Source organism: Advenella faeciporci (genome assembly GCF_014652395.1).
In the GTDB taxonomy this organism is placed as follows: domain Bacteria; phylum Pseudomonadota; class Gammaproteobacteria; order Burkholderiales; family Burkholderiaceae_B; genus Advenella; species Advenella faeciporci.
In genome coordinates this window covers 159,773-185,989 of the sequence record NZ_BMYS01000004.1, presented here as the reverse complement: position 1 = coordinate 185,989, position 26,217 = coordinate 159,773, and the positions used below count along the sequence as shown (strand labels likewise).

The following is a 26,217-nucleotide window of genomic DNA, read 5'->3' as shown; positions in this document are numbered from 1 at the left end:
CGCCAGTACATGTGGTTTTAACGGTGTCGCGGATACCCACGATTTCAATCTCTTCACCCACCTTGATGATACCGCGCTCGATACGGCCGGTTACAACAGTACCACGACCGGAAATAGAGAACACGTCCTCAACAGGCATCAGGAACGTACCGTCAACCGCACGCTCGGGGGTGGGGATGTAGGTATCCAGGGCTTTGGCCAGTTCCAGAATGGCCTGTTTGCCCAATGGGCCTTCGTCGCCTTCCAGGGCCAGCTTGGCTGAACCTTTGATAACAGGTGTATCATCGCCTGGGAAGTCGTATTTGCTCAGCAATTCGCGAACTTCCATTTCAACCAGTTCCAGCAACTCTTCGTCATCAACCATGTCGGCTTTGTTCAGGAACACGATGATGAAAGGAACACCCACCTGACGTGACAGCAGGATGTGCTCACGGGTTTGTGGCATCGGGCCGTCAGCGGCTGAACAAACCAGGATCGCGCCGTCCATCTGCGCAGCACCGGTGATCATGTTTTTAACATAGTCAGCGTGTCCTGGGCAGTCTACGTGTGCGTAGTGACGTTCTGCGGTTTCGTATTCAACGTGTGAAGTGTTGATGGTAATACCGCGTGCTTTTTCTTCGGGAGCCGCGTCAATTTGTGAGTAGTCTTTCGCTTCACCGCCGAACTCTTTTGACAGAACGGTACAAATTGCTGCTGTCAATGTTGTTTTACCGTGATCCACGTGACCGATCGTACCTACGTTTACGTGCGGTTTGGTACGTTCAAACTTACCTTTTGCCATGACCGACTCCTGATGATGGTGCTGGAATTAATAACAAAGTTTACATGGTGCCCAAGGCGGGAATCGGACCCGCGACCTCTCCCTTACCAAGGGAGTGCTCTACCACTGAGCCACTTGGGCGAATTCTGTGCTTACCGGATGAGGTAGCCGGCAAGTCTGGAGCGGGTGAAGGGAATCGAACCCTCGTCATCAGCTTGGAAGGCTGTTGCACTACCATTGTGCTACACCCGCGGATCTTTCGCTTGACCCATTATTTGTTATTGTTTAACGGATATCACATAGCCATCACAAAGAACAAATAATTTAAATTAGGCTCTCTGGTGGTGGAGGTTGGATTCGAACCAACGTAGGCGCAAGCCAACAGATTTACAGTCTGCCCCCTTTAGCCACTCGGGCACTCCACCCAGAGAATGTGTAATTATGCACATACATTTCAGGTACGTCAAGCACCTTCAACAAAAAACCAAAATAAAAGTGGTTTTTTTGTTGAATTTAAATTTAACGTGATCATTAGTGCTCTATCAGCGATGACAGACCCTGCTTTTCCAGTAGCGAGTTCAAATGATCCCAGCTATGAAAATCTATCATGAGCTGACCTTTGTTTTTTGCACCTACCTTAAGAACCACCTTGGTGCCCAAATGATCCGACAAGGCTTCTTCAAGTCGTACCAGATCCCGGTCAGGCGCAGACCTGACAATACCCGCCGCCTTTTTGCTTTCACCTTCAATCGTTTGCTTGACCAGTTTTTCAGTTTCACGAACCGACAAACTTCTTGCCACGACCTGGTTTGCCAATAAAATCTGTGTCGCCGCATCAACCGCCAGCAAAGCACGGGCGTGTCCCATATCAATGTCTCCGGCCAACAGCATGGTTTGCACAGGCTCCGCCAGATTCAGCAATCGCAATAAATTGCTGGTTAAAGAACGGGAACGGCCGATAGCCTGCGCAGCCTGTTCATGTGTAAAGCTGAATTCCTCAATAAGACGCTTCACACCCTGGGCCTCTTCCAGCGGGTTAAGGTCCTCACGCTGGATATTTTCAATAAGTGCCATAATGGCCGCATTTTCATCGGCAACTTCACGAACCAGAACAGGAACTTCTTTAAGACCCGCAAGTATTGCAGCCCGATAACGCCGCTCACCCGCGATAATTTCAAATTTGCCTTCAGGATCATTTTTTAACGGCCGAACCAGAATAGGCTGCATGATGCCCTGGGTTTTGATTGAATCAGCCAGTTCCGTCAAAGCACCTTCATCCATTCGGGTTCGGGGTTGATATTTCCCTGCCTGCAATTTTTCTATCTGAATGACCGAAGGTGGCAGGGCAGATTTCCCCTGCTCTTCATTTCTGATGTCTTCAAGAACATTAATATCATTTCCCAGCAGTGCCGCAAGGCCACGTCCCAGACCCTTGGTTTTTTTTACCGCTGTCTTGCTGGCTGTTTTACCTGCTGCCTTAGTTGCTGTTTTACTTGCCGTCGGTTTAATTGCCATTTCTATTTCCGTTTTCCTTATCCATCATTTTCACACGCTTAATGACTTCAGCACCAAATTGCATGTACGCCTTTGCACCACGTGATGACTTATCATAAACGATCCCTGGCAAGCCATGACTTGGTGCTTCTGCCAGCCTTACATTACGAGGAACGACTGTATTGAAAACACTGTCGCCAAAATGTGACTCCAGCTGTTCTGAAACCTGTTGCTGCAAGGTGACCCGTGCATCAAACATTACACGCAACAGCCCTATCATTTTCAATTCAGGATTGATATTTTTATGGACACGTTTTATGGTGTTAACCAAATCAGACAATCCTTCAAGTGCAAAGTATTCACATTGCATTGGAATAATCACGCCATTTGCACATGAAAGGCCATTTAACGTAAGCAAAGACAAAGTTGGCGGACAATCAATAAGCACATAATCATAATCTTCAGCTACTTTATCTATTGCCTGTTTTAACTGATGCTCCCGATTATCCATTTGCACCAGATCAATTTCGGCTCCTGACAACTCGCGATTTCCTGGCAAGACATCATAACCGCCACTTTCTGAACGTACCCTGGCCTCGTTGATACCGGCTTCGCCAATAAGCACCTGATATATATTTAAACTTAAACTATTTTTATCTATACCGCTTCCCATAGTGGCATTACCCTGAGGATCAAGATCTATTAGCAGGACCCTTTTCTTATGTGATGCCAGACTGGCGGCAAGATTGATTGCCGTGGTTGTTTTACCTACTCCGCCTTTTTGATTGGCGATACAAAAAATCTTAATTGAATTTACAACTTTCCCCATGACCTACCCTTTACGCTGCAGCCAGATTAAACACCGGTTTGCATCCAGTTCCGGAACCTCAAGCGTTTCATGTGAGGCCTCTTCCCATTCGGTTCTGGATACCAATTCATTTACTTCATCCTGAATATAATGCCCTTTCATTGCAACCAGATAACCGGATGCATCTACATGCTTGCCGGCCAAGGAAGCAAAGTCAGCCAAGGACGCAAATGCTCTTGAAATAACCAAATCTACCTGAGGTTCGGTTCTTTGCTCTATTCGAATATGCTTTGCAGACAAATTGGGAAGCTTTAACACGCCTGACATCTGACGCACAAAAGCAGTTTTTTTCTCAACTGCATCTATACAGCAAATGTTCCACGTGGAATTCATTATAGCCAGGACAACCCCAGGCAAACCACCCCCTGAACCCACATCCAATACATTTACAGTTTTCCTGCCTGACAGTTTTTTTCTTAAAGGCAATACCACAGAAAGGCTGTCAAAAATATGTTGAACAAGCATTTGTTCCTTGTTTTTCAAGGCAGTCAGATTATAGGTTTTATTCCAACGCTGCATCTGTTCTATGTACATAAGCAATGCATGCGCCTGTTCTTCGCTCATTTCAAGCCCAAGTTGCCTGGCCGCTTCAAACAGGCATTTTTTTGAATCACTCATTGCTACGCTTATGCCTTTTTTAAATCGGAATATTGCATTCGTTTTATATGAATCAGCAATAATGCAATGGCTGCCGGTGTTACACCTGAAATTCGCCCTGCCTGGCCAATTGTTTCAGGACGACTTTCCCTGAGTTTCTGCCGGACTTCAAAAGATAAATTTCCCACTTCATCATAATTCAAATCAACGGGTATTTTCTGGTCTTCATAGGTGCTTTGACGGCGTACTTCTTCCTGTTGCCTGTTTATATAACCAGCGTATTTGACCTGAATCTCAACCTGCTCAATTTCTGAATCTGACAATTCAATGTCCGAATGAAAAGTTTCACCACTGACAGTTGTTGTATTTACAAGGTCTTTGTAATTGACATTCGGCCTTTTCAGCAAATCAACCAAGGTGTAATCCCTTTCAAGAGATTTGCCCAACAGCGTTTGTGCCTGCTCATCAGCAAACGTTTTAGGATGAACCCTTGTTCCGCCCAAACGTTTTATTTCCGCATTCACATTGTCTCTTTTACGGCTAAAAAATTCCCAACGGTCATCAGGTACAACACCCAGTTTCCTTCCTGTTTCAGTTAACCTGAAATCGGCATTATCTTCACGCAAACTCAAACGGTATTCCGCCCTTGAGGTAAACATTCGATAAGGTTCGGTAACACCTTTGGTAATCAAATCATCAATCAGAACACCTAAATAGGCTTCATCGCGCCGCGGGGTCCAGGGTGCCTCACCTTTCACTTGCAAGGCTGCATTCAAGCCTGCCAACAAACCTTGAGCACCTGCCTCTTCATATCCGGTGGTTCCGTTAATTTGCCCGGCAAAAAACAGGCCATTAATGCTTTTTGTCTCCAGGCTGCTTTTTAATCCACGTGGATCAAAATAATCATATTCAATGGCATAACCCGGGCGAAGAATATGGGCATTTTCCAGACCTGGCAAAGAATGCACTAATTCAAGCTGTACATCATAAGGCAAACTGGTTGAAATTCCATTCGGATAAATTTCATTGGTTGTCAAGCCTTCAGGCTCCAGAAACACCTGGTGTGAATTCTTGTCAGCAAAACGATGCACCTTGTCTTCAATTGAAGGACAATACCGCGGCCCAATACCATCAATCACCCCTGTGTACATAGGAGACCTGTCCAGCCCACCCCTGATAATCTCATGGGTTTTTTCATTGGTATAGGTAATCCAGCAAGGCAACTGCCGGGGATGCATTTGTGCATTCCCCATATATGAAAAAACAGGAATAGGATCCAGATCTCCTGGCTGTTCAATCAGGTTGGAAAAATCAATCGTTCTGGCATCAATACGCGGAGGCGTACCGGTTTTGAGTCGTCCCTGAGGGAGCTTCAGCTCTTTTAATCTATGGGCAAGGCTGATGGCAGGAGGATCTCCTGCACGGCCTGCAGAATAATTCTTCAATCCAACATGGACTAGACCATTCAAAAAAGTACCTGTTGTCAATACCACAGCACGCGACCTGAATTTAAGACCAATCTGTGTTACCGCTCCAACCACCCGGTCACCTTCAACAATCAGATCATCAACTGCCTGCTGGAACAACCAAAGGTTTTCCTGATTTTCAAGTCGGGTACGTATGGCTTGTCTGTACAGCACCCTGTCTGCCTGCACCCTTGTTGCGCGCACGGCCGGGCCTTTTGAACTGTTCAGTATTCTGAATTGTATTCCTGCTTCATCTGCTGCCAGCGCCATGGCGCCACCTAGTGCATCAATTTCTTTTACCAGATGTCCTTTCCCAATCCCACCTATTGAAGGATTGCAAGACATTTGGCCTAGGGTTTCAATATTGTGTGTGAGCAATAATGTTTTGGCACCAGTACGGGCAGAAGCCAAAGCGGCCTCTGTCCCAGCATGACCACCACCCACTACTATCACATCAAACTCGTTTGGGTAATCCATTTTGTTTCTAATAAAAAAATAGCAATAGTTAATTATAAATCCAGAACAAATGTTCCACGTGGAACATTTGCATAATTTCAGTTATTTTGGATATTTTTATGTCCGGAAACGAAAAATCTTTAGGTAAGATTGTTTTGAGGTTGTTCCACGTGGAACAAAGCAAAGCTCTGTGGATAACTTTGTTAATAATAAGACGAAAAGGTATGTACTGCCATGTATAAAATGTTAATAACATTCTCTACAATAAGGCATAATAAGGATTATAGCCTTGTTGATAAAATTTATATAGCTTGAAATTGTTATACAAAAACTGTGAATAAAATGATTAAATCAAAATTACCCGACGTTGGAACAACTATTTTTACCATCATGAGCCAGTTGGCCAATGAATATAATGCGATAAATCTGGGGCAAGGATTTCCAGACTTCAATCCTGATGAAAAACTGGTTTCATTGGTGAATAAAGCCATGCTCAGTGGACATAACCAGTATCCATATATGCCAGGCGTACAATCGTTACGAATTGCCATTGCAGATAAAATAAGTCAACTTTATTCGCAAAGTTACAACCCCGAGACAGAAATAACCGTTACCAATGGCGCTACTGAAGCGTTAATGTCTTCAATACTAAGCGTTGTTCATGATGGTGATGAAGTTATTGTTATTGAACCATGCTATGACTCTTATGTACCATGCATAAAATTAGCCGGAGGAATTCCGGTATTTGTTTCCCTGACTCCTCCTTCTAAAAATAATCCTGCCTACTCAATTGACTGGAATAAAGTGAAAAATGCCATCACTGAAAAAACCCGGTTGATCATTCTGAATTTTCCTCATAACCCAACTGGTCTTACTTTGAAATCATCTGATCTGGATGCTATTGAAGATTTAATCAAGGATAACGAAATATTTTTGATTGGTGATGAGGTTTATGAACATATTGTGTTTGGAAATAAACCTTTCTTGAGTTTATCTACCCGGGATTTTTTAGCCAGCCGTTCGTTTGTTATTTCTTCTTTTGGCAAAACCTACCATACCACTGGCTGGAAAGTAGGGTATTGCAGTGCACCTAAAGCACTGACCGCAGAATTCAGGAAAATTCATCAATTTGTGGTTTTTACCGTAAGTTCACCCATGCAATATGCATTTGCCGAATTTATGAAAGATCCGGCCACTTATTTGAATTTATCCAGTTTTTATCAAAAAAAGCACGATTTTCTATATAACGGTTTGTTAAATACCCGTTTCAAACCAATCAAGAGTGAAGGTACTTTTTTCTTGTTGGCTGATTATAGCGATGTCTCATCGGCTAATGAATTGAACTTTGCCACGGAATTGACGAAAAAACATGGTGTAACGCTGATTCCGGTTTCTGCATTTTATAAAGATTCTTCTGCATTGAGTTCGAATAATAATTTGGTCCGGTTTTGTTTTGCAAAGAAAAATGAAACATTGGAAAAAGCTTTACAAGTGCTAAGTACTATTTAGTTATTATTTTTCTTTATATATAACTGATTAAGAACTAGATGCTCTGTGGATAAGTACTGAAACCCTGTTTTTTTCATTAAAAACAGGGTTTTATGCTGTTTTTTGCTTGTTGAGTTCAATTCTTTTTAGTGTTGGATAAAGTTGAACAAGTTTTGGCACCAAATTTTGAAGCCGGGTTCTTCACTTTTCATACAAAAGTTATTCACAAATCATTTTCACAGTAGTTATCCACAGCCGTTTTTTTTGAAAAAACACGATAAATGTCTGTTTTTATGGTGTTCAGAAAATTAAAAACAGGATTGAATCGTGTTTTTTAATGTTTTAAAGTTGGCTGCATTTAATCGTTTTATCGATGCAATTTGGTTCAGGATGTTGAAATTACCCTTGATGATTTATGTTAAAGTAATCATCAAATTGCTTCGGTTTCAGTGAATTGACTACTTTTATGGATAATTGGAATGGCTTACGATACAAATAATATCTTCGCTAAAATTTTACGAGGGGAAGCACCTTCATTTAAAGTGTATGAAGATGACAAAACCTACGTCATGATGGATATCATGCCGCAAACGGTTGGACATACATTGGTATTAACCAAAGAACCAGCCGTTAACTTGTTTGATTTGTCTTACGATGCGGCCCAGGCCTGTGTTTCTACAGCAAAAAAAATTGCCCCTGCAATAATGAAAGCAACCAATGCCGATGGAATTGTTCTTAGCCAGTTTAATGGCGCCGCAGCCGGACAAACGGTTGATCATGTTCATTTTCATTTGGTGCCACGCTATGAAGGACAAAATGTTCACGCCCATGCTCATGTCAAAGGGGATATGGAGGCAATAAAAGCCTTGGCTGAAAAAATTATTGCTGCTATTAATGACTTGAATTAATACTTATACACTTTGATTTTAGATTGCTTAAAAACTGAACCCGGTATTGCACCGGGCTTGGTTTTTTTTATTATTGGTTCAAATTTATTACCATGCACCCAGTAGCACAATGTAAATTGAAACAGGCATAGAGGGCTAGGGTACGAATTGTATAATTAATACATACCTGCCCCTGCTGATTTTTCCAATCGGTAAAACCACAAGGCAGAAAGGATTGATGCAGCCCCAATAACAATAAAACCCGACTTGATATCCTGAACTGAGGGGGTCAGGGAACCGTTCAGGCGCATGCTGAAGTCAATGCTTAAGGTCGCTATCCCCATACCCATACTGATTCCCACTTGCTGCGCAGTGGCTGAAAAACTGCTGGCCTGGCTCATTTTCTCAGGTTTGATGTTGGCAAAACTCAGGGTATTGACCGAAGTAAACTCCAGAGAACGGAAAAAGCCGCCAAAAAGCAGGGTCATTGTTATGAGCCAGATAGGGGTCTCAAGGGTAAACAAGGCGCATGCCATGATAAAAAGGCCGGTAATAACCGCATTAACCGTTAGTACACTGCGAAAACCAAATCTTTTCAGGATGGGGATGGCAACAAACTTCATGGCAAGAGCACCCAAGGCACCGGCAAAAGTAATCAGGCCCGCCGATAAAGGGGTGTAATTAAAGCCAATCTGTAACAATAAGGCCAGCAAAAATGGAGTTGAACCAACTGCAAAGCGGCATAAATTGCCTGCAATAATGGAAATGGCAAAGCTTTGGATTTTTAAAAGGGACAAGTCAATAATGGGATTGGCGACCCGTTTGGCATGAAACCAGTACAGGATTCCACTAATAAAAGAAATGGCTAATAGAAAATAGGCATTGATAAATCCCTGGTTTTTTGCCAGGGATTCAAAACCATATACGCAAGAAGCCATGGCAAGGCCACTTAAGATGAATCCTGGCCAGTCCAGACGAGGAGGATTTTCTTTTTTATATTCCTGAATATATTTAAGCACCATGAAAATACCAAGCATGCCCATGGGAATATTGATCAGGAAAATCCAGTGCCAGGAAGTGAAAGTAACAATAAAGCCACCCAGAGGCGGGCCAATCATTGGCCCTAGCAGGGCAGGAACGGATAAAAAAGCCGTTGCCTTGAGCAACTGCTCTCGGGGAACGGCTTTTAACATGATAATACGACCTACGGGCACCATCATGGCACCGGCAAGGCCTTGAATAAACCTGAAAAGTACAAAAGTCTCTAGCGTTGGTGCCATTGAACAGCCCAGTGAGGAAAGGCAAAACAGCATGATGGCGAGCAGGAATGTTTTTTTTGCGCCAAAGCGGTCTGCGGCCCATCCACAAACGGGAACAAAAACCGCAACCGCAACAAGATATGCGGTTATGGCAATATTCATGCGTACTGCCGTGGTGTTGAAAGTATCGGCCATCATGGGTAAGGCCATTGCCACAACAGAGGAATCCAGCATTTGCATGAAAAGGGCGCAACCAACAATAAAGGGAATCAGTCGAACGGCAGTGGATTGTTTTGTTTTGTCTGGTTTTGCGTGATGGTTGGAGTCAGTTGACATGGTAATGTTGAGGTATCGAGTCTTGAAATATCTCAGTTTAAAGGATATTTGACATCCTCCCTGCCCTGAAGGGCTGGGCTTGTCGCGCATTTGTTCAGTCAATACGGCGCTTGATACTGGTCTTGGGCTTCAGGTGTTTTTCAAAAAAATGATATAGCGGGCTTGTTGTGAGCAATACAAATACCATACGTGACACGTGGAATGCGGTCACAACCGGCGCGCCCAGTGAGAGCACTTTTGCCGTAATCGCCATTTCCGCAATGCCTCCAGGACTATTGCCGAGTACAAGCGTCGGAAAAGGAATATCTGAAATAATAAATAACAGGTAACTGAATCCAAATGCGAGTATCAGGTTAAGGGTATTGCTGATGGCTACTACTGATAAATAGCGGGGGGCCTTTTTGAAAAAATCAGGGCCAAATTTGTCTCCCAGCGACCAGCCAATAAACAGTTGGCCAAGTTTTGAGATTTCATTGGGCAGATAGGTAAGGATGGTATCGTTGCCGGTTAATAAAATGGTAACCAGTAAAGGACCCAAGACCCAAGGGTTGGGAAGTGAAAGCTTTTTGAAAATTAATCCGGTGATGCTGGTTAATATGATGAGCTTGAAAAAACCGCTGGTGTTAAAAAAATAAAGGGCTTCCGTTCCTGGATAATTGCCCGATATATTCAGGAATTTAAACGCAAAGGGAATGGAAACCACCACCATAATCATGCGCAGGCTGTGTGCCGAAGCAACCAGATCTGTTCTGGCATGGTTTTTTTCAGCCAGGTTGGCCATTTCACTGGCACCGCCAATGGCGCTGGCAAACCAGGCGGTTTTAAAATCAACATGACCCCATTTTCTTAAAATGAGAGAACCATTGATACCCAGTAAAATGGCAAATACCATCCCGGCAAAAATGAAAGGAGAGTAACCGCTGATGATAGCCAGAACTTCTGGTGTGAAATACAAACCCAGGGACGTGCCAATAACCCATTGACCAATGTTTCGGAAAACCGTGTGAGAGGTGCTGTTGACGCCGGCTGTTTTGGTGATGGCCGTAAATAACAGTGAACCAATCAGCCATGGCAGTGGTATGGTTAACCATACCGCCACCAAAGCGCCAGACAGTGCCAGAAGGAATCCGGTTAAATATTTTACAAACATGTCATATTAATTGGCTGGGACATGAATTTCATTTTTTCTTGAAAATTTCCTGAATAATGGCGGAACCACGCCAACCAGAATGGCGGCAACCCATAAGCTGATGGAAATGGGGCTTTCAAACAGGATGGAAATTTCACCATTGGTAATGGAAAGGGCACGACGAAGGTTTTGTTCCATCATATCGCCCAGTACCACGCCCAGGACAAGCGGTGCCATAGGTACATTCATTTTCCGCAGGAAATAACCAATCACGCCAATTCCAACCACCAGCATCAGGTCAAATGTCGTGGCATTAATGGCATATACACCGATAAAACTGATGGATAAAATACCAGGAACCAGTAACCAGGAGGGGATGGATAACATGGCTGCAAATACCCGTACCATGGGAATGTTCATTAAAAGCAGCATGACGTTGGCAATGAACAGGGAGGCGATCAGCCCCCATACCAGCTGGGGTTGGGTATCAAACAGGACCGGTCCGGGTGTAATATTGTAAAGGGTCAGTGCACCCATCATGACCGCGGTTGTACCGGAACCGGGTACACCCAATGCCAGCATGGGAATAAATGAACCGGTTGCTGCGCTATTGTTGGCGGATTCGGGGGCTGCAAGGCCACGCATGTCTCCTTTGCCGAATTTGGCATCGGGATCTTTGCTTTCAATCAGTTTTTTTTCATTGGCATAGGCAACGGCAGAGGCGACACTGGCACCGGCGCCCGGCAAAATTCCAATGAAGAATCCTAAAAATCCGGCACGAACCGTACTCCACCAGGTAAGTGCCATTTCTTTTAAATTGAATAGCTTGCGTTCGCTTTTGGGAACATCAATGGATACACCGCTAAGCAGGTTTTCAAGCATTTGCAGCATTTCAGAAACTGCAAAAAGACCAATCACCACCACCACGAAATCAATACCATCGGCCAGATTGGGCAAATCAAAGGTATAACGGTAAACGCCAGAGTTGGCATCCACCCCAACCGTGGCAATCGCCAGGCCAATCATGGCTGCCAGAATCCCTTTGACCGGTTGTTCACCCAATAGGCTGGTAAGCGCACAAAAGGCAAATACCATCAAAACAAAATATTCGGCAGGACCGAAAGCAATAGCCCATTTGGCCAGCAACGGTGCCAATAGCAAGATGCCAAAAATGGCAATGGTGGAACCAATGAATGAAGACCAGGCCGACAGTGATAATGCCACGCTGGCCAGGCCCTGGCGTGCCAGCGGATAGCCATCAAGTGTGGTCATGACGGCAGCGGCCTCACCCGGCACGTTAATCAGGATAGAGGTAATCCGGCCGCCATATTCGGCCCCAACGTATACGGCGGCCAGCAGGATCAGGGCCGTCTCTGGTGGCAGTTGCATGGCAAAGGCAATAGGAACCAGCATGGCAACGCCATTAATGGGGCCCAGTCCGGGCAGTACGCCAACAATGGTGCCAATAAATGAGCCAAGGGCTGCCACAAGCAGGTTGATACCTGAAAAGGCAACCCCGAACCCGATTGATAAATGTTCCATTAATCCGCTCATAGGAGGTCTCCGAGAATGCCGGTGGGCAGTACAACATCAAGGGCTTTATCAAAAAGGAAAAAGAACAGAAGGCCCATTGCAACGCCACCAATAATGCATTTGATCCATGCACCATTGAACAGCCTGCCTACAAAAATGGCCATGAGTGCCGTAGATAGAATAAAGCCGACCCATTGGAATAAAAATGCATAGGCGGCAACATAGGCGACCATGGTCATAATCCGGAAATTGGCACCTTCCGGATTCGGTTCAACCGTATTGCCACCTTTGTAAGCAAGCCGTACACCGCAAATGGCGATGATTAGCGCAAGCATAAGCGGAAATGCTTTGGGTCCTACGGGTTCATAGGTAAACGGTGCTTCAAGATCGTAGCCAAACCAGGTAAGAAATGCGGCAAAGAAAAGGGCGCCAATACCTAATACCCTGTCATTGAGTGCCATAAGAGTACCTTTGAAATATACGTTGAAGTTCCCCCGCATGGCAGGGGAACTTGCGGTTTTTATTGAATTATTTTTTGATCAGACCAAAAGAATCAGCCAGTTCGGTATAAAACTGAACGCGTTCCTTCACATAGCTATCCAGTTCAGCACCGGTTTTGTCAAATGGAAACAAACCTTGCTGCTCTTGCATCTTGGCAAACTCAGGGGTTTTCATCAATTTGTTAAAAGCGTCAACCCACCAGTTGTATTCGTTGTCAGATACTTTGGGACCCACGTAAAAACCACGGATAATGGGCCAATTAATGTCAAAGCCCTGTTCTGCGGCTGTAGGAATATCCGACATTTTTCCAGGCAAACGTTTATCATTGAAAACGGCCAGAATCCGGATGGGTGCACCACCATCAAGCATGGTACGGGCTTCTGCGGCATCCCCCATATAAGCCTGGATATGTCCGCCTCGCAAGGCGGTTACGGCTTCACCACCGCCCTCAAAGGCAACGAAACGCATTTTCTTGTAATCAACACCGGCCGCTTTGGCAGTCAGGGCTGCTTTCATCCAATCCTGGCTACCCACAGAGCCGCCTGCGCCCAGAACAATTTTGCTGGGATCCGCTTTGAAAGCTTCCATCAAGGACTTGAGATCGGTATAGGGGGAATCGTTACGTACAATGGCGACACCATAATCGCTACCGACCGCTGCCAGCCATTTCACGTCATTAACGTTGTATTTGCCAAATTTGCCCTGAGCCAGATTGAGCAATGAACCGCCTGAAAATGCAACAATTGCGTTGCCATCGGCAGGGCGTTGGGCAACGATATTGTTATAAGCCACAGCCCCAATGCCGCCTGGCATGTAAATGGTTCGCATGGGGGCTTCAAGGATTTTGGTTTGGGCAAAACCGTTCAGGGCCAGTCGACAGGTCAGGTCAAAACCGCCACCAGGCTGTGCCGGTGCAATACATTCCGGTTTTTTGGGCTGTTCTTGTGCCTGGACAGTGCCCAGGCAAGTAAGGCCAAGCAGGCTTGCAGTAAGGAAAGATAAGGTCTTTTTATACAGTATCATTATAGTCTCCATTGATAGGTAAGGACCTAACGATACAAAACTGAAGCTTTCGATTAGCTTTCAATTTGATGAAAACCGGCTTTTATCAGGGTAATCCATAGGAATTTTATTGAACACCAGCCGGACAATAAGGCCTGTTTCATTTTTTTTCGAAAAAATCTCAAGCCTGGCCTGGTTGATTTCTGCAATCGTGTTAACAATGGCCAGTCCTAATCCAGATCCGTATTTTTCCTTGCCCGATGCACCTCTGCGAAAGCGTTTTCCTGCCAGGGCAATATCTTCCGGACTCATGCCGGGGCCGTTATCTTCAACCTGCAAGATAATATGGTCTTTTTCTTCCAATACAGAAACGGTAATATGGGAGCGTACAGGACAATACTTAATGGAATTGCTGATAATATTGCTTAAAGCTTCTTTAAGCAGCCATTCAATGCCATTGATCATGACAGGATGTTCGGGCAATTCCTGGCCATAATCCATTCTTTTCTTGCGTGCCGTAGGTAATAAATTGCCGACCACTTCGGCAGCCAGCTGGCAGATATCAATTGTTTCACGTGAAACATTGGCCGTCAGTTTATCTGCGGCATCACGAACCTTCGCCAATGCCAGTAATTGATTGGTTAGCTGAATTGTATTGCCCAGTCTTTGCTGTATGGCGGTTAACACTTCTTCCATTTCGGTGGTTTTGGCCAGTTTTTTTGCATAATCCACCTGCATGTTCAATACGGAAAGAGGTGTGCGCAATTGGTGGGAGGCGTCATCAAGAAACTGTTGCTGGGTAATATTCCGCTTGATGTAACGCGCCAGGTGAAGATTGATGGCCTGGACCAAAGGCTTGATTTCTTTGGGCAATTCTTTTTCATCAATGGGCAGCAAGTTGTCAAAAGAGCGGTTTTTAATTTCGCTGCTAAGTGTTTTTAAGGGGCGAAGCGCAATAATAATGCCACCGGAAAGCAAAAGGATGAAAATGGCAAGCACAACAAAGTCTTTTCGAACCGATTGCCAGATGAGCTGGTTGATGAAATCTTCCCGGCTTGACATGCTTTCGGCAACCTGGATGATGATACGGCTTTCCGGGTTATAAAGCAGGCCATCTTTCGGGCGAATGGCAATGGCGGCAATCCGCATGGGCTGGTCAAGATAATCCCGGTTATAAAAAACGGCTTTACCGGTATCCAATGGGGTCGTCGGCAAGGGCAGGTCGACATAGCCTATTTCTGTTAACCTGTCTTCGGTAGCGACCCTGAAATAGGCGGTACTGCGTGTGGTCAGTTCAAAGAACTCAAGCATGTAAAAGGGTTGTTCCATGGCCAGGCCACCATCTTCGGTCTTGATGTTGACTTCAATGGAACGGATGGCACCCGCCAGGGAACGGTCAAATGCCGTGTTGACTTGTCCTCTTAATTCAAGGTTTGAGGCCCAGAGCGAAATCAGCATGGTGATGACCAATGCCGGTATCAATAGCCAGAGCAATGTTGATTTCAGGCTTTTAAATTTCATCATCGGGAATGGGTTCAAGGCAATAGCCAATACCCCGCAAAGTGGTGATTTGTACCGTGGAAGGTTGAAGTTTTTTGCGTAACCGGTGAATGATGACTTCAATTGATTCTATGCCGATTTCCTCATCATTATCATGAGCCAATAAGCGTTCAAGTATGAATTTCTTGTTAACGGGTTCTTCACTTTTCCGGATAAGGATGGCCAGGACTTCACTTTCACGGGGGGTAACCTGCAGCATTTGCTGCTTAACCAGGAATTGGTGTTTTCCCACATCGTAGCTTAGGTCACCACAGCTCAAGCGTGGTTTGTCCCTGCCACGGCTTCTGCGAATAAGGGCATTAAGCCTTGCAACCAGTTCTTCAATCATGAAAGGTTTTGGCAGGAAGTCATCAGCGCCTGATTCCAGGGTATCCACACGATCGGCAAGGGAATCCCGGGCGGTCAGTATAAGGATGGGCGTACGGTCATCTTCGGCTCGCAGCCGGCATAGAAGGGTATTGCCATCCATGCCAGGGATGCCCAAGTCAAGGATAATGGCATCAAACTCTTCTACCTGCAATCGCTTGTAGGCGACCAAGCCGTCATTGGACCATTCAATGGTGAAGCCGGCCTGGTTGCGCAGGCTACGCATTAACCATTGGGCCAGATCGGGTTCGTCTTCGATTAATAAAATACGCATTGGGCAAATGGTGTGTTAATGAAGAAGGATTACTTCCGCTATATTATGCCCTAAAAGGTTCTTGTGTATCGTACCCCTTATAATTCAGGTATCTGGTTATTCGGCATAAAAAAATGATGACTTCAAATAATGTACCCATTGTTGCCATTGCAACAGCACCCGGCCGGGGCGGTATTGGTGTTGTCAGGGTTTCAGCCCCTGATTTAAGCGTGTTTATACGGCAATTTTTCAATCGGGAATTGCAGGTTCGCCACGCCCATTACCTGCCTTTCCCGGATTCAGGCGGACAGGCGATTGATGAAGGGATTGCCCTGTTTTTCAAGGCCCCGCATTCTTATACCGGTGAAGATGTGCTTGAATTGCAAGGGCATGGCGGGCCGGCCGTGCTTAAACGGATCATGCAGCGTTGCCTTGAGGTTGGCCGTGACATAGGCATAAACCTGCGTCACGCCGAACCCGGTGAGTTTACCCAACGGGCATTTTTGAATAACCGTCTTGATCTGGCCCAGGCCGAAGCCGTGGCCGATTTGATTGATGCCTCTTCAGAGGCGGCTGCACGCAGCGCGATGGCTTCTTTAAGCGGCTCTTTTTCCAACCTGGTTAATGCCTTGGCCGACCGGGTGGTGCATTTGCGCATGCTGGTAGAGGCCACACTGGATTTTCCGGAAGAGGAAATTGAATTCCTTGAAAAATACCAGGCCAGGGAAGAACTGCAAAGCATTCAGGATGATTTGCAGCATCTGATCAGGCAGGCCAAACAAGGCATGATTTTGCGTGAAGGCATGCACGTGGTGCTGGCGGGCCAGCCCAATGTGGGCAAGTCCAGTTTGCTGAATGCGCTGGCAGGCGATGAAGTAGCTATTGTGACCCCCATTGCCGGAACCACACGCGACAAGGTCAGCCAGCAGATTCATATTCAGGGTGTACCCATTCATATTGTTGATACGGCGGGCCTGCGGGAAACCGAAGATACGGTTGAAAGCATTGGTATTGCTCGCACCTGGGCTGAAATTGAAAAGGCAAACGTGATTGTGCATTTGCAGGATGCCCGTTCGCCCAATGATGAGCTGGATATTGAGATTACCCGTCGCCTGCCGGCCCGTACCCCGGTATTGAAAGTGTTCAACAAGATGGATTTGTTGGATGAGGCTGCTCTGAAGCGGATGCAGGAACAGGTTGAACAGACAAGCGAAGAAAACGGGCATGAAGCCCTGGCCATCCTGGTTTCAGCTAAACAGGAAACGGGCCTGGATACCTTGCGTCATAAACTGCTGGAGATTGCCGGCTGGAACCCCAGTGCCGAATCTCCCTGGCTGGCCCGTGAACGGCATTTGCACGCCCTGAACAGTGCCAATGAGCATTTGCAGATGGCCCAGGAGCATGCCAGCCATGATGACCGGGTGCTGGACCTGTTTGCCGAGGAACTCAGGCTGGCGCATGATGAGTTGTGCAAGATTACCGGGCAATTCAGCAGTGATGATTTGCTGGGGGAGATATTTTCTTCGTTTTGTATTGGGAAGTGAGGCGGCGCTGTGGCTTTAGGGGTAGTTTGCGGAGGTAGCAACTACTAAGGGTTTCTTAGTAGTTCGTAAAGAAGATTCACGTCAGGTGCGCAGACGTATCAATCACTACAACCAGGTTGCCATTATTTCCGTAGGCTATCGGGTTAGTTCAAGGAGAGCAACCCAATTTCGTATTTGGGCGACCAACATATTACGTCAATATCTTGTAGATGGTTACACCCTTAACCAGCGTCGCTTACAGGAACGGGGCATTGAGTTTGAACAGGCCGTGAATCTGCTATCCAGAACCCTGGCAAATCAGCAGCTTGTTTCCAATGAAGGACAGGCTGTATTTCGTCATCAAAAACCATCCCTTGGCCGATGGCAATAAACGTACCGGTTCTTTCCTGTTTCTTTGGTATTTACGGCTGAATCAGCATTTTCTGGCAAAGCCGGTAGAACAGTTGATTAATGACACTACATTAGTGGCACTGGCCTTATTGGTGGCGGAAAGTTTGCCGGAACAGAAAGAACTCATGCTGCGACTGGTTGAACATTTTGTTTTACTTAGAACGGGAGAAGCAGAGCAGGTTTAAGTATTGCCTAGTTACGATTAAAAAACTTTGCTGGGTGCAATGGCAGGTAGCGAATGGGTGCTGCCGGGGCGTGGCACCCTGGCCAAGCCCTTCGCCAACAATGCGCTGAACCACACTATTGGCGGGGTGCGCTGTGTCTACAACCGGGCCGAGTACGCCGAGCAGCGGCGGGATATGTTGCAGGCGTGGTCGAATTACATCGACGGGTTGGCACCGTCGGCCAGTCTGGTGGTGTAAGTCCGTCTGAGGCGCTGGTGGCCTTTTCCCTTTTTGGGTAGGACCGTTGACCTGTGATTGCCATTCCCTTGCCTCTACCTTTTCCTTTATAGCAGGTATTTATGATCGACGATGATGATCAGATACTGATATAATAGTCGACTTGTCATTGGATTAGCGATCATGAAGCGCTGCATTGTGGGTATCCGACAGCCAGCAGGTTCGCCCCCGAAGGGAAGCGAAACGCCCTGCATTTGGTTTCCGTCTCTGGCATCACTGGCAGCGGCGCTGTCGGACGACAATCGTCGCTTGCTGCGCCTGATCCATGACAAACAACCTAAGTCTCTGACCGAACTGGCCGAACTTAGCGGCCGCAAGGTGCCAAACCTGTCGCGCACCCTGCGGATGATGTCGGATTACGGCCTGGTTTCGCTGCAACGCAATGTTCGGGATGTTCAGCCAACCGCGCTGGCGACCGAGTTTCTGATCGTGCTGGATTGAGTGTCATGGATACATGGGGGATGAGATCGCTGCGAGAGTCGCGAGGTCAAGGATCTAACGACAAGCAAGCGCAAGGGGAAGCCAGCATGGAAGGGGTTACATCCTATGAATAAGCAGACGCTCAGCGAACGCGACATCTGCACCAAGTTCATCACACCGGCTCTGGAAAAGGCCGGATGGGACGTTCTAACGCAGGTGCGAGAAGAGTTCCTGCTGACCAATGGGCGCATCATCGTGCGCGGCAAACTGCACACACGTGGTCAGCACAAGCGCGCCGACTATGTGCTGTTCCACAAGCCCAACCTGCCCATTGCCGTCATCGAAGCTAAGGACAACAAGCATGCCATCGGCTCGGGCATGCAACAGGCCCTCGGCTATGCCGAAATGCTGCAAGTGCCTTTCGTATTCAGTAGCAATGGAGATGGCTTCCTGTTCCACAACAAGATCACCAAGGACGGTGTGATCGAGCGCGAACTGAGCCTGGATGAGTTCCCTAGTGCCGATACGCTGTGGCAATGGTGGGTAGAGCATCAGGGGCTGAGCACGCAGCAACAGGCCTTGGTAGCTCAGGACTACTACAGCGATGGCAGCAACAAGACGCCCCGTTACTACCAATTGCTCGCCATCAACAAGACCATCGAGGCGATAGCCAAAGAGCAGAAGCGCATTCTGCTGGTGATGGCCACGGGTACAGGCAAGACTTATACCGCCTTTCAGATCATCTGGCGGTTGTGGAAGTCGCGTGCCAAGAAACGCATCCTGTTCCTGGCGGACCGCAACATCCTGGTCGATCAGACCATGACCAACGACTTCAAGCCGTTCGGCGCTGCGATGACCAAGATCCAGAAGCGGCAGGTCAACAAGTCCTATGAAATCTACCTGTCGCTTTACCAGGCCGTCACCGGTAACGAAGAAGAACTGAACATCTACAAGCAGTTCAGCCCGGAATTCTTCGATCTGATCGTGATCGACGAATGCCACCGAGGCAGCGCCGCCGAAGATTCAGCCTGGCGCGAGATCCTGACGTATTTCCATTCCGCCACACAGATCGGCCTGACCGCTACGCCCAAGGAAACCAAGGACGTATCCAACATCGACTACTTCGGCGAGCCCATTTACACCTACTCGCTACGCCAGGGCATCGACGATGGCTTTCTCGCACCCTACAAGGTAGTGCGCATTGACCTGGACAAAGACCTGACCGGTTGGCGTCCCGACAAGGGCATGCTCGACAAGCACGGCAACGAGATCGAAGACCGTATCTATAACCAGCGTGATTTTGATAAGACCCTGGTACTGGAACAGCGCACACACGTAGTGGCGCGCAAGATCAGCGAATACCTGAAAGCCAGCAACCGCTTCGACAAGACTATCGTCTTCTGCGACAACATCGACCATGCCGAACGCATGCGCCAAGCGCTGGTCAACGAAAACGCCGACCTGGTGGCGCAGAACCACCGCTATGTCGTGCGCATCACCGGCGACAATGAAGAAGGCAAGATGGAGTTGGACAACTTTATCTTCCCGGAAAGCAAATACCCCGTCATTGCGACCACCTCCAAGCTGATGACCACAGGCGTCGATGCTCAAACCTGCAAGCTCATCGTGCTGGATCAGCGCATCCAGTCCATGACTGAATTCAAGCAGATCATCGGTCGCGGAACGCGCATCAACGAGGACTTTGACAAGTACTGGTTCACCATCCTCGATTTCAAGAAAGCGACCGAGCTGTTCGCCGATCCGGCTTTCGACGGCGATCCCGTGCAGATCTATGAGCCAGGCCCCGGCGAGCCACCGCTTCCTCCAGATGAAGAGGATGGGGAGGCGTCGCCTGACGATGAATTCACCTATCCCACGCCGGACGACAACCCCACGTCTCCTGGCGGCGTAGCCGAACCGCTGCCAGGCGAGGAAGGCAGCAACGTGCGCCGTTACGTTGTCGCCAATGTCGAGGTCAAGGTGGTGGCCGAACGGGTGCAGTACTTCGACGCCAATGGCAAATTGATCACCGAGTCCCTGAAGGACTACACTCGCAATACCTTGGCCAAGGAGTTCGCATCGCTCGACGATTTCCTGCACCATTGGAGCAAGGCCGAGAAGAAGCAGGCCATCATCGACGAGCTGGCTCATCAAGGCATCTTCTTCGAGGCTTTGGCCGACGAGGTGGACAAGCAAGCCGGCAAGGATTTTGACCCCTTCGATCTGCTATGCCACGTGGCCTGGGACCAACCCCCACTCACGCGCAAGGAGCGGGCCGAGCAGGTCAAAAAGCGCCATTACTTCGCCAAGTACGGCGAGCAGGCGCAGAAGGTGCTCGAAGCCCTGCTCGACAAGTATGCCGACGAAGGCGTGGCCGCCATTGAGGAAACACAAATCCTCGCCATCGCCCCCTTCAACCGCCTGGGCACACCGATCGAACTGGTGCGAGCCTTTGGCGGCAAGACCCAATACCAACAGGCCGTGGGCGAGCTCGAACGAGAGCTCTACCGTGCCTGACCAGAATTAGACCCAGGAAGTATTCATGTCACTTGCAACACTCATCAAAGCCATCCAGGATATCATGCGCAAGGATGTCGGCGTCGATGGCGACGCCCAGCGCATCAGCCAGATTTGCTGGCTGTTGTTCCTGAAGATCTTCGACGACAAGGAACAGGAGTGGGAACTGACCCAGTCCAGCTACCGTTCGCCGCTGCAAAGCCGTTTTCGCTGGAGCAACTGGGCCAAGGATCCGGAAGGCATGACCGGCGAAGAGCTGATCGACTTCGTCAACAACGACCTCTTTCCTTCCTTGAAACAGCTTGCCACCAAGGCGGGTGTGTCCGCGCAAGGCCGGGTGATCGGCTCGGTGTTCGAGGATGCCTACAACTACATGAAGTCCGGCACGCTGCTGCGCCAGGTGATCAATACCATTGAAGAGGACGTGGATTTCAACTCGTCCAGCGACCGGCACTTGTTCAACGACATCTACGAGAAAATCCTCGCCGACCTGCAGTCGGCTGGCAACGCGGGCGAGTACTACACCCCGCGTGCGGTCACGCAGTTCATGGTTGATATCCTCGACCCGAAACTCGGCGAAAGCATCCTCGACCCGGCCTGCGGCACGGGCGGCTTCCTGACCTGCGCCATCGAGCACCTCAGAAAGCAGGTCAAGACGCCAGATGACAACCGGCTGCTGCAAGAAAACATCCACGGCGTCGAGAAGAAGCCCCTGCCGCACATGCTGGCCATGACCAACATGATGCTGCACGGCATCGACGTGCCTACCCGTATCCGCCATGACAATACGCTTTCCCGCCCCTTCAAGGACTATGGCCCACGCGACCGGGTGGACATCATCATCACCAACCCACCATTCGGTGGCATGGAAGAGGATGGTATTGAGAAGAACTTCCTCGCCAAGCATCAGACCCGCGAGACCGCCGATCTGTTCATGGCGCTGATCATGCACCTGCTCAGGCACGACACGGGCCGCGCTGCGGTGGTGTTGCCGGATGGCTTCCTGTTCGGCGAGGGGGTGAAGACTACGCTCAAGCGCGAACTGCTGGAAGAGTTCAACCTGCACACCGTCGTGCGCTTGCCCAAGGGCGTGTTCGCCCCTTACACCAGCATCGCCACCAACATCCTGTTCTTCGAGAAGGGCGGCCCCACAAAGGACGTATGGTTCTTCGAGCATCCCTACCCGGCAGGTTACAAGAGCTATTCGCGTTCCAAGCCGTTGACCATTGAGGAATTCGATCTTGAAAAAACCTGGTGGGGTGGCCCGCAACGCACGGGGCGCAAGACCACCGAGCATGCCTGGAAGGTCTCTGCCAAGGATCTGGCTGCTCGCAACTACAACCTGGACAGCAAGAACCCGCACGAAGTGGCCGTCGAATTAGGTGATCCGGACGAACTGATGGCCGAATACCAGGCCATCACCCGCCAGTTGCAGGCCGCTCAGCAAGCGCTGAAAACCGAACTGCTGGCCGCGCTCAAGGCCACCAGCGGGGAGATAGAATGAGCGACAAGCCCGTGTCCCTCGTCCCTGCTCCGGAAGGCTACGCCAACTGGTTGGGCGAGTTGAAGAATCGCATTCATAGTGCCCAGCAGCGGGCCGCGCTGGCCGTCAACCGCGAACTGGTGCTGCTCTACTGGCAGATCGGCCGTGACATCCTGCAACGGCAGGCCGAGCAAGGATGGGGGGCCAAAGTCATCGAGCGGCTGGCACACGACCTCAGGGCAGCCTTTCCCGAGATGAAGGGTTTTTCCCGCGCCAACCTGATGTACATGCGTTCCTTCGCCGACGCCTGGCCGGACGCGGCAATTGTCCAACAATCTGTTGGACAATTGCCCTGGGGCCACAACCTGGTGTTGCTGGCCAAGCTGAAGCAACCCGAACAACGCCTGGCCTATGCCCAGCGTGCCGTGGAACACGGTTGGTCTCGCGCCACACTGGAAATCCATATCGAATCCCGCTTGCTGGAGCGGGAAGGCCAGGCGATCACCAACTTCGCCGACCGTCTCCCCGCGCCGGGAACTGACCTGGCCCGGCAAGCCCTCAAGGATCCTTACCTGTTCGACTTCCTGGATGTTGGCAAGGAAGCCAACGAGCGGGAAATCGAGTCAGCGCTGGTCAAGCACATCACCCAGTTCCTGCTGGAACTGGGTGCGGGCTTCGCCTTCGTCGGTCGCCAGGTTCATCTGGAAGTGGGCGGTGACGACTTCTACATCGACCTGTTGTTCTACCACCTCAAGCTGCGCTGCTACGTGGTCATCGAGCTGAAAGCCGAGAAATTCAAACCGGAGCACCTCGGCCAGTTGAGCTTCTACCTCACCGCCGTGGATATGCAGGTCAAGGCCGAACAGGACAACCCCACCATCGGCCTGTTGCTCTGCAAGAGCAAGAACACCGTGGTGGCCGAGTACGCATTGCGCGACAAGACCCAGCCCATCGGTGTGGCGGAATACCAATTGATCGAATCCCTGCCTGAAGAACTGCAAACCAGCCTGCCCAGCATCGAACAAATCGAACGCGAACTGGGAGGCGAACATGAATAAGCACACCGCCGAACTGCTGGAAAAGCACTTCGACACCGCCTTTGCCTCACCCGATGGCATCAAGAAATTGCGCGAGCTGATCCTGACGCTGGCCATGCAGGGCCGTCTGGTGCCTCAAGACTCGAAGGAGCAACCTGCCAGCGAGCTGCTGCAAGAGATTGAAGCCGAGAAACAGCGGCTGGTGAAGGAAGGCAAGATCAAAAAGCCTAAGCCCCTGCCGTCGGTAACGGAAGAAGAAAAGCCTTATGCATTGCCACAGGGGTGGGTGTGGGTTAGATTGGGAAACATCGGCCTTATCAACCCTCGCAACAATGCTGATGATGATATGCCGGCGGGGTTTGTACCCATGCCGTTTATCCAAGAGGGCTACTCGGAATTTCATTCCTTTGAGGAACGTCCTTGGAATGAGATAAAAAAAGGCTATACACACTTCGCGGATGGCGATGTCGGTATGGCAAAAATTACCCCATGTTTTGAGAATGCAAAGTCTTGTGTATTTTCCAATCTCCCCAGTGGAATCGGCGCCGGAACAACCGAGCTCCATATATTTCGCAACGCGTTTCGTGCAGTTGACCCGCGCTACCTCCTTTTTTTCTTGAAGAACCCAAAGTTTATTTCCGAAACAGCGGAAAAAATGACGGGGTCAGCGGGCCAGAAGCGTGTGCCAACGCCTTTGTTTGCGGAATTGAAATTACCTTTACCGCCTATCTCCGAACAGCACCGGATCGTCGCCAAAATCGACGAACTGATGGCGCGTTGCGATGAGCTGGAAAAACTGCGTACTGCACAGCAGGGAGCGCGCCTGACCGTTCATGCCGCAGCCATCAAGCAACTGCTGAACATCGCCAAGCCTGATCAGCACCAACGCGCCCAGGCCTTCCTCGCCGAACACTTCAGCGAGCTCTACACAGTCAAGGAGAATGTCGCCGAACTGCGCAAGGCCATCCTGCAACTGGCGGTGATGGGCAAACTCGTCCCGCAAAACCCGGACGAGCAGCCCGCCAGCGAACTGCTGAAAGAGATCGAAGCCGAGAAACAGCGGCTGGTGAAGGAAGGCAAGATCAAGAAGCCCAAACCTTTGCCACCAGTGACAGAGGAAGAAAAGCCTTATTCGTTGCCGCAGGGTTGGGAGTGGGTGCGGTTTGGCAATATTGCAGCTATTGAACGTGGTGGATCTCCTCGCCCGATTAAGGCATTCCTCACGAACGATCCTGACGGGTTAAATTGGATAAAGATTGGGGATACTGAACAGGGTGGTAAATATATAGTTTCAACGCACGAGAAGATCCGCCGAGAGGGTCTCTCAAAGACTCGCATGGTTTATCCCGGCGATTTTCTGCTTACCAACTCAATGAGTTTTGGCCGCCCGTATATAACGAAAATCGAAGGTTGTATCCACGACGGATGGCTTCGGATAAGCCCATCTGACGCACTAGAAAAAGACTATCTATATCAGTTGTTGTCATCTTCATTTGTCAAAAAAGCATTTGAGGCTTCAGCAGCGGGTGCAGTAGTTCTGAACTTGAATTCAGAAAAGGTCAGGGAGCTAGCTATCCCTCTTCCATCTAGTGAGGAACAACTCCGCATCGTCGCCAAAATCGACGAACTGATGATCTTATGTAATTCGTTGGATCAACAGATTGATGTTGCAATCAGCAAGCAAGCCGCTCTGCTTAATGCGCTGATGCTTGCCAAATCAAAAGACGACACGACTAAAGAAACTCAGCAAACATCGCCATCAAAGGCCCGGGTCATTGATTTGGCTACCTACCGCACCAGCATCGGTTGCTATGCGATCAACAAGCTCGCCACCGCCCAATATTTCGGTAGAACTGCCGCCGCCAAGGTGATGTACCTGGCGCAAGCGCATATTGGCCTGGATTTGGATTTGAAGCCTGAGCGTGAGGCTGCCGGTCCACTGGATACTTGGATTTATGATTTCGAGCGGCAAGGTCAAGACAAGCGCTGGTTTGAGGTCAATGAAAAGACCTTGGCCAACGGCAGGAAAAAGACGGAGTACCGTTGCTTGCCGGCATTATCGGAGCCTGCAGCGAAAGCCGAAGCCCAGATGACGCCCGGCCAGAAGACTGAATTTGACCGTCTGATCTACACCCTGGCAGACAAGAAGACCGAAGAAGTTGAGATCATCGCCACACTGTTCGCGGTATGGAACGATTTTCTGATCGATGGTGTTCAACCGACGGATGAGCAGATCATCTCCGATGTTCGCGAAAACTGGCACGAACGCAAAGCACGCTTCACCCCGGCAGAGCTTGGTCGATGGCTTGATTGGCTACGCAGAGAGAACATGATTCCTCAAGGACTGCCACCGAGAACCGTGCAGCAATCAAGATTAAACCTTGATGGATGATTTCTTTTAAACGGTTGC

The 26,217-nt window shown here is 48.8% G+C and carries 22 protein-coding genes, 3 tRNA genes and 1 pseudogene; 11 read left to right on the top strand and 15 right to left on the bottom strand.

Features of this window, described 5'->3' with window-relative positions; translation table 11 throughout:
• The 8 genes from IE074_RS05050 to mnmG all read right to left on the bottom strand — a co-directional run.
• The coding region (locus IE074_RS05050; protein ID WP_189384342.1) for an elongation factor Tu at positions 1 to 781 on the bottom strand (781 nt) is incomplete at its 3' end.
• 45 nt (positions 782 to 826) lie between these two features.
• Positions 827 to 901 (bottom strand) — tRNA-Thr (locus IE074_RS05045).
• Between the two features lie 37 nt (positions 902 to 938).
• Positions 939 to 1,012, bottom strand: a tRNA-Gly gene (locus IE074_RS05040).
• 87 nt (positions 1,013 to 1,099) lie between these two features.
• Positions 1,100 to 1,185, bottom strand: a tRNA-Tyr gene (locus IE074_RS05035).
• Positions 1,186 to 1,291: 106 nt separating this feature from the next.
• The gene (locus IE074_RS05030) at positions 1,292 to 2,275 is read right to left on the bottom strand and encodes a ParB/RepB/Spo0J family partition protein (protein WP_189384341.1); all 984 of its coding nucleotides are present in this window, start codon (positions 2,273 to 2,275) and stop codon (positions 1,292 to 1,294) included.
• Positions 2,265 to 3,083 carry a ParA family protein gene (locus tag IE074_RS05025; RefSeq protein WP_189384340.1) on the bottom strand — a complete coding sequence of 273 codons (819 nt, stop codon included), beginning with the start codon at positions 3,081 to 3,083 and terminating at the stop codon, positions 2,265 to 2,267. Before IE074_RS05025 ends, IE074_RS05030 begins: the two co-directional genes overlap by 11 nt.
• Before the next feature lie 3 nt (positions 3,084 to 3,086).
• Complete coding sequence (gene rsmG, locus IE074_RS05020) at positions 3,087 to 3,740, bottom strand: 16S rRNA (guanine(527)-N(7))-methyltransferase RsmG (protein ID WP_189384339.1); 654 nt, start codon at positions 3,738 to 3,740, stop codon at positions 3,087 to 3,089.
• Positions 3,741 to 3,748: 8 nt separating this feature from the next.
• A complete protein-coding gene (gene mnmG / locus IE074_RS05015) occupies positions 3,749 to 5,662 on the bottom strand; it encodes a tRNA uridine-5-carboxymethylaminomethyl(34) synthesis enzyme MnmG (protein WP_189384338.1) in 1,914 nt (637 codons plus the stop codon).
• Positions 5,663 to 5,983: 321 nt separating this feature from the next.
• Here mnmG and IE074_RS05010 point away from each other — a divergent pair, with 321 nt between their 5' ends.
• On the top strand, positions 5,984 to 7,150 hold the full coding sequence (locus IE074_RS05010) for a methionine aminotransferase (RefSeq protein ID WP_189384337.1): 1,167 nt from the start codon (positions 5,984 to 5,986) through the stop codon (positions 7,148 to 7,150).
• A 458-nt stretch (positions 7,151 to 7,608) separates the two neighbouring features.
• The gene (locus IE074_RS05005; RefSeq protein WP_189384336.1) at positions 7,609 to 8,037 is read left to right on the top strand and encodes an HIT family protein; all 429 of its coding nucleotides are present in this window, start codon (positions 7,609 to 7,611) and stop codon (positions 8,035 to 8,037) included.
• Between the two features lie 155 nt (positions 8,038 to 8,192).
• On the opposite strand, the gene IE074_RS05000 is transcribed toward IE074_RS05005, so the two are convergent.
• The 7 genes from IE074_RS05000 to IE074_RS04970 form a co-directional block, all read right to left on the bottom strand.
• Complete coding sequence (locus IE074_RS05000) at positions 8,193 to 9,611, bottom strand: DHA2 family efflux MFS transporter permease subunit (protein ID WP_189384335.1); 1,419 nt, start codon at positions 9,609 to 9,611, stop codon at positions 8,193 to 8,195.
• Between the two features lie 94 nt (positions 9,612 to 9,705).
• On the bottom strand, positions 9,706 to 10,761 hold the full coding sequence (locus IE074_RS04995; RefSeq protein ID WP_189384334.1) for an AbrB family transcriptional regulator: 1,056 nt from the start codon (positions 10,759 to 10,761) through the stop codon (positions 9,706 to 9,708).
• A gap of 6 nt (positions 10,762 to 10,767) precedes the next feature.
• Entirely contained in the window at positions 10,768 to 12,294 is a 1,527-nt protein-coding gene (locus tag IE074_RS04990; RefSeq protein ID WP_189384333.1) for a tripartite tricarboxylate transporter permease, read from the bottom strand.
• On the bottom strand, positions 12,291 to 12,734 hold the full coding sequence (locus IE074_RS04985; protein WP_189384332.1) for a tripartite tricarboxylate transporter TctB family protein: 444 nt from the start codon (positions 12,732 to 12,734) through the stop codon (positions 12,291 to 12,293). Before IE074_RS04985 ends, IE074_RS04990 begins: the two co-directional genes overlap by 4 nt.
• Positions 12,735 to 12,801: 67 nt before the next feature.
• Positions 12,802 to 13,797: a Bug family tripartite tricarboxylate transporter substrate binding protein gene (locus tag IE074_RS04980; protein ID WP_189384331.1), complete on the bottom strand. Its 996-nt coding sequence runs from the start codon at positions 13,795 to 13,797 to the stop codon at positions 12,802 to 12,804.
• Between the two features lie 60 nt (positions 13,798 to 13,857).
• On the bottom strand, positions 13,858 to 15,300 hold the full coding sequence (locus IE074_RS04975) for a sensor histidine kinase (RefSeq protein ID WP_229793893.1): 1,443 nt from the start codon (positions 15,298 to 15,300) through the stop codon (positions 13,858 to 13,860).
• On the bottom strand, positions 15,287 to 15,976 hold the full coding sequence (locus IE074_RS04970; protein ID WP_189384330.1) for a response regulator: 690 nt from the start codon (positions 15,974 to 15,976) through the stop codon (positions 15,287 to 15,289). Before IE074_RS04970 ends, IE074_RS04975 begins: the two co-directional genes overlap by 14 nt.
• Positions 15,977 to 16,089: 113 nt before the next feature.
• On the opposite strand from IE074_RS04970, the gene mnmE reads away from it, so the two are divergent.
• The 9 genes and pseudogenes from mnmE to IE074_RS04930 all read left to right on the top strand — a co-directional run bounded on the left by mnmE (position 16,090) and on the right by IE074_RS04930 (position 26,199).
• On the top strand, positions 16,090 to 17,499 hold the full coding sequence (mnmE, locus tag IE074_RS04965; RefSeq protein WP_189384329.1) for a tRNA uridine-5-carboxymethylaminomethyl(34) synthesis GTPase MnmE: 1,410 nt from the start codon (positions 16,090 to 16,092) through the stop codon (positions 17,497 to 17,499).
• Positions 17,500 to 17,584: 85 nt separating this feature from the next.
• Positions 17,585 to 17,869 (top strand): RhuM family protein, encoded by a 285-nt coding sequence (gene rhuM, locus IE074_RS14790; protein ID WP_229793892.1) that lies wholly within the window; start codon positions 17,585 to 17,587, stop codon positions 17,867 to 17,869.
• Complete coding sequence (locus IE074_RS14785) at positions 17,814 to 18,074, top strand: Fic family protein (RefSeq protein WP_229793891.1); 261 nt, start codon at positions 17,814 to 17,816, stop codon at positions 18,072 to 18,074. Before rhuM ends, IE074_RS14785 begins: the two co-directional genes overlap by 56 nt.
• Positions 18,075 to 18,095: 21 nt before the next feature.
• Positions 18,096 to 18,311 (top strand): annotated as a pseudogene (locus IE074_RS04955) (tyrosine-type recombinase/integrase); the annotation flags it as partial.
• A gap of 162 nt (positions 18,312 to 18,473) precedes the next feature.
• The gene (locus tag IE074_RS04950; protein WP_189384328.1) at positions 18,474 to 18,791 is read left to right on the top strand and encodes an HVO_A0114 family putative DNA-binding protein; all 318 of its coding nucleotides are present in this window, start codon (positions 18,474 to 18,476) and stop codon (positions 18,789 to 18,791) included.
• A gap of 105 nt (positions 18,792 to 18,896) precedes the next feature.
• Complete coding sequence (gene hsdR, locus IE074_RS04945) at positions 18,897 to 21,287, top strand: EcoAI/FtnUII family type I restriction enzme subunit R (protein ID WP_189384327.1); 2,391 nt, start codon at positions 18,897 to 18,899, stop codon at positions 21,285 to 21,287.
• A 25-nt stretch (positions 21,288 to 21,312) separates the two neighbouring features.
• Positions 21,313 to 22,791 (top strand): type I restriction-modification system subunit M, encoded by a 1,479-nt coding sequence (locus IE074_RS04940; protein WP_189384326.1) that lies wholly within the window; start codon positions 21,313 to 21,315, stop codon positions 22,789 to 22,791.
• Positions 22,788 to 23,828 carry a PDDEXK nuclease domain-containing protein gene (locus IE074_RS04935; protein ID WP_189384325.1) on the top strand — a complete coding sequence of 347 codons (1,041 nt, stop codon included), beginning with the start codon at positions 22,788 to 22,790 and terminating at the stop codon, positions 23,826 to 23,828. Before IE074_RS04940 ends, IE074_RS04935 begins: the two co-directional genes overlap by 4 nt.
• Positions 23,821 to 26,199, top strand: a complete 2,379-nt coding sequence (locus tag IE074_RS04930; protein ID WP_189384324.1) for a restriction endonuclease subunit S — start codon at positions 23,821 to 23,823, stop codon at positions 26,197 to 26,199. Before IE074_RS04935 ends, IE074_RS04930 begins: the two co-directional genes overlap by 8 nt.
• Positions 26,200 to 26,217 lie beyond the last annotated feature (18 nt).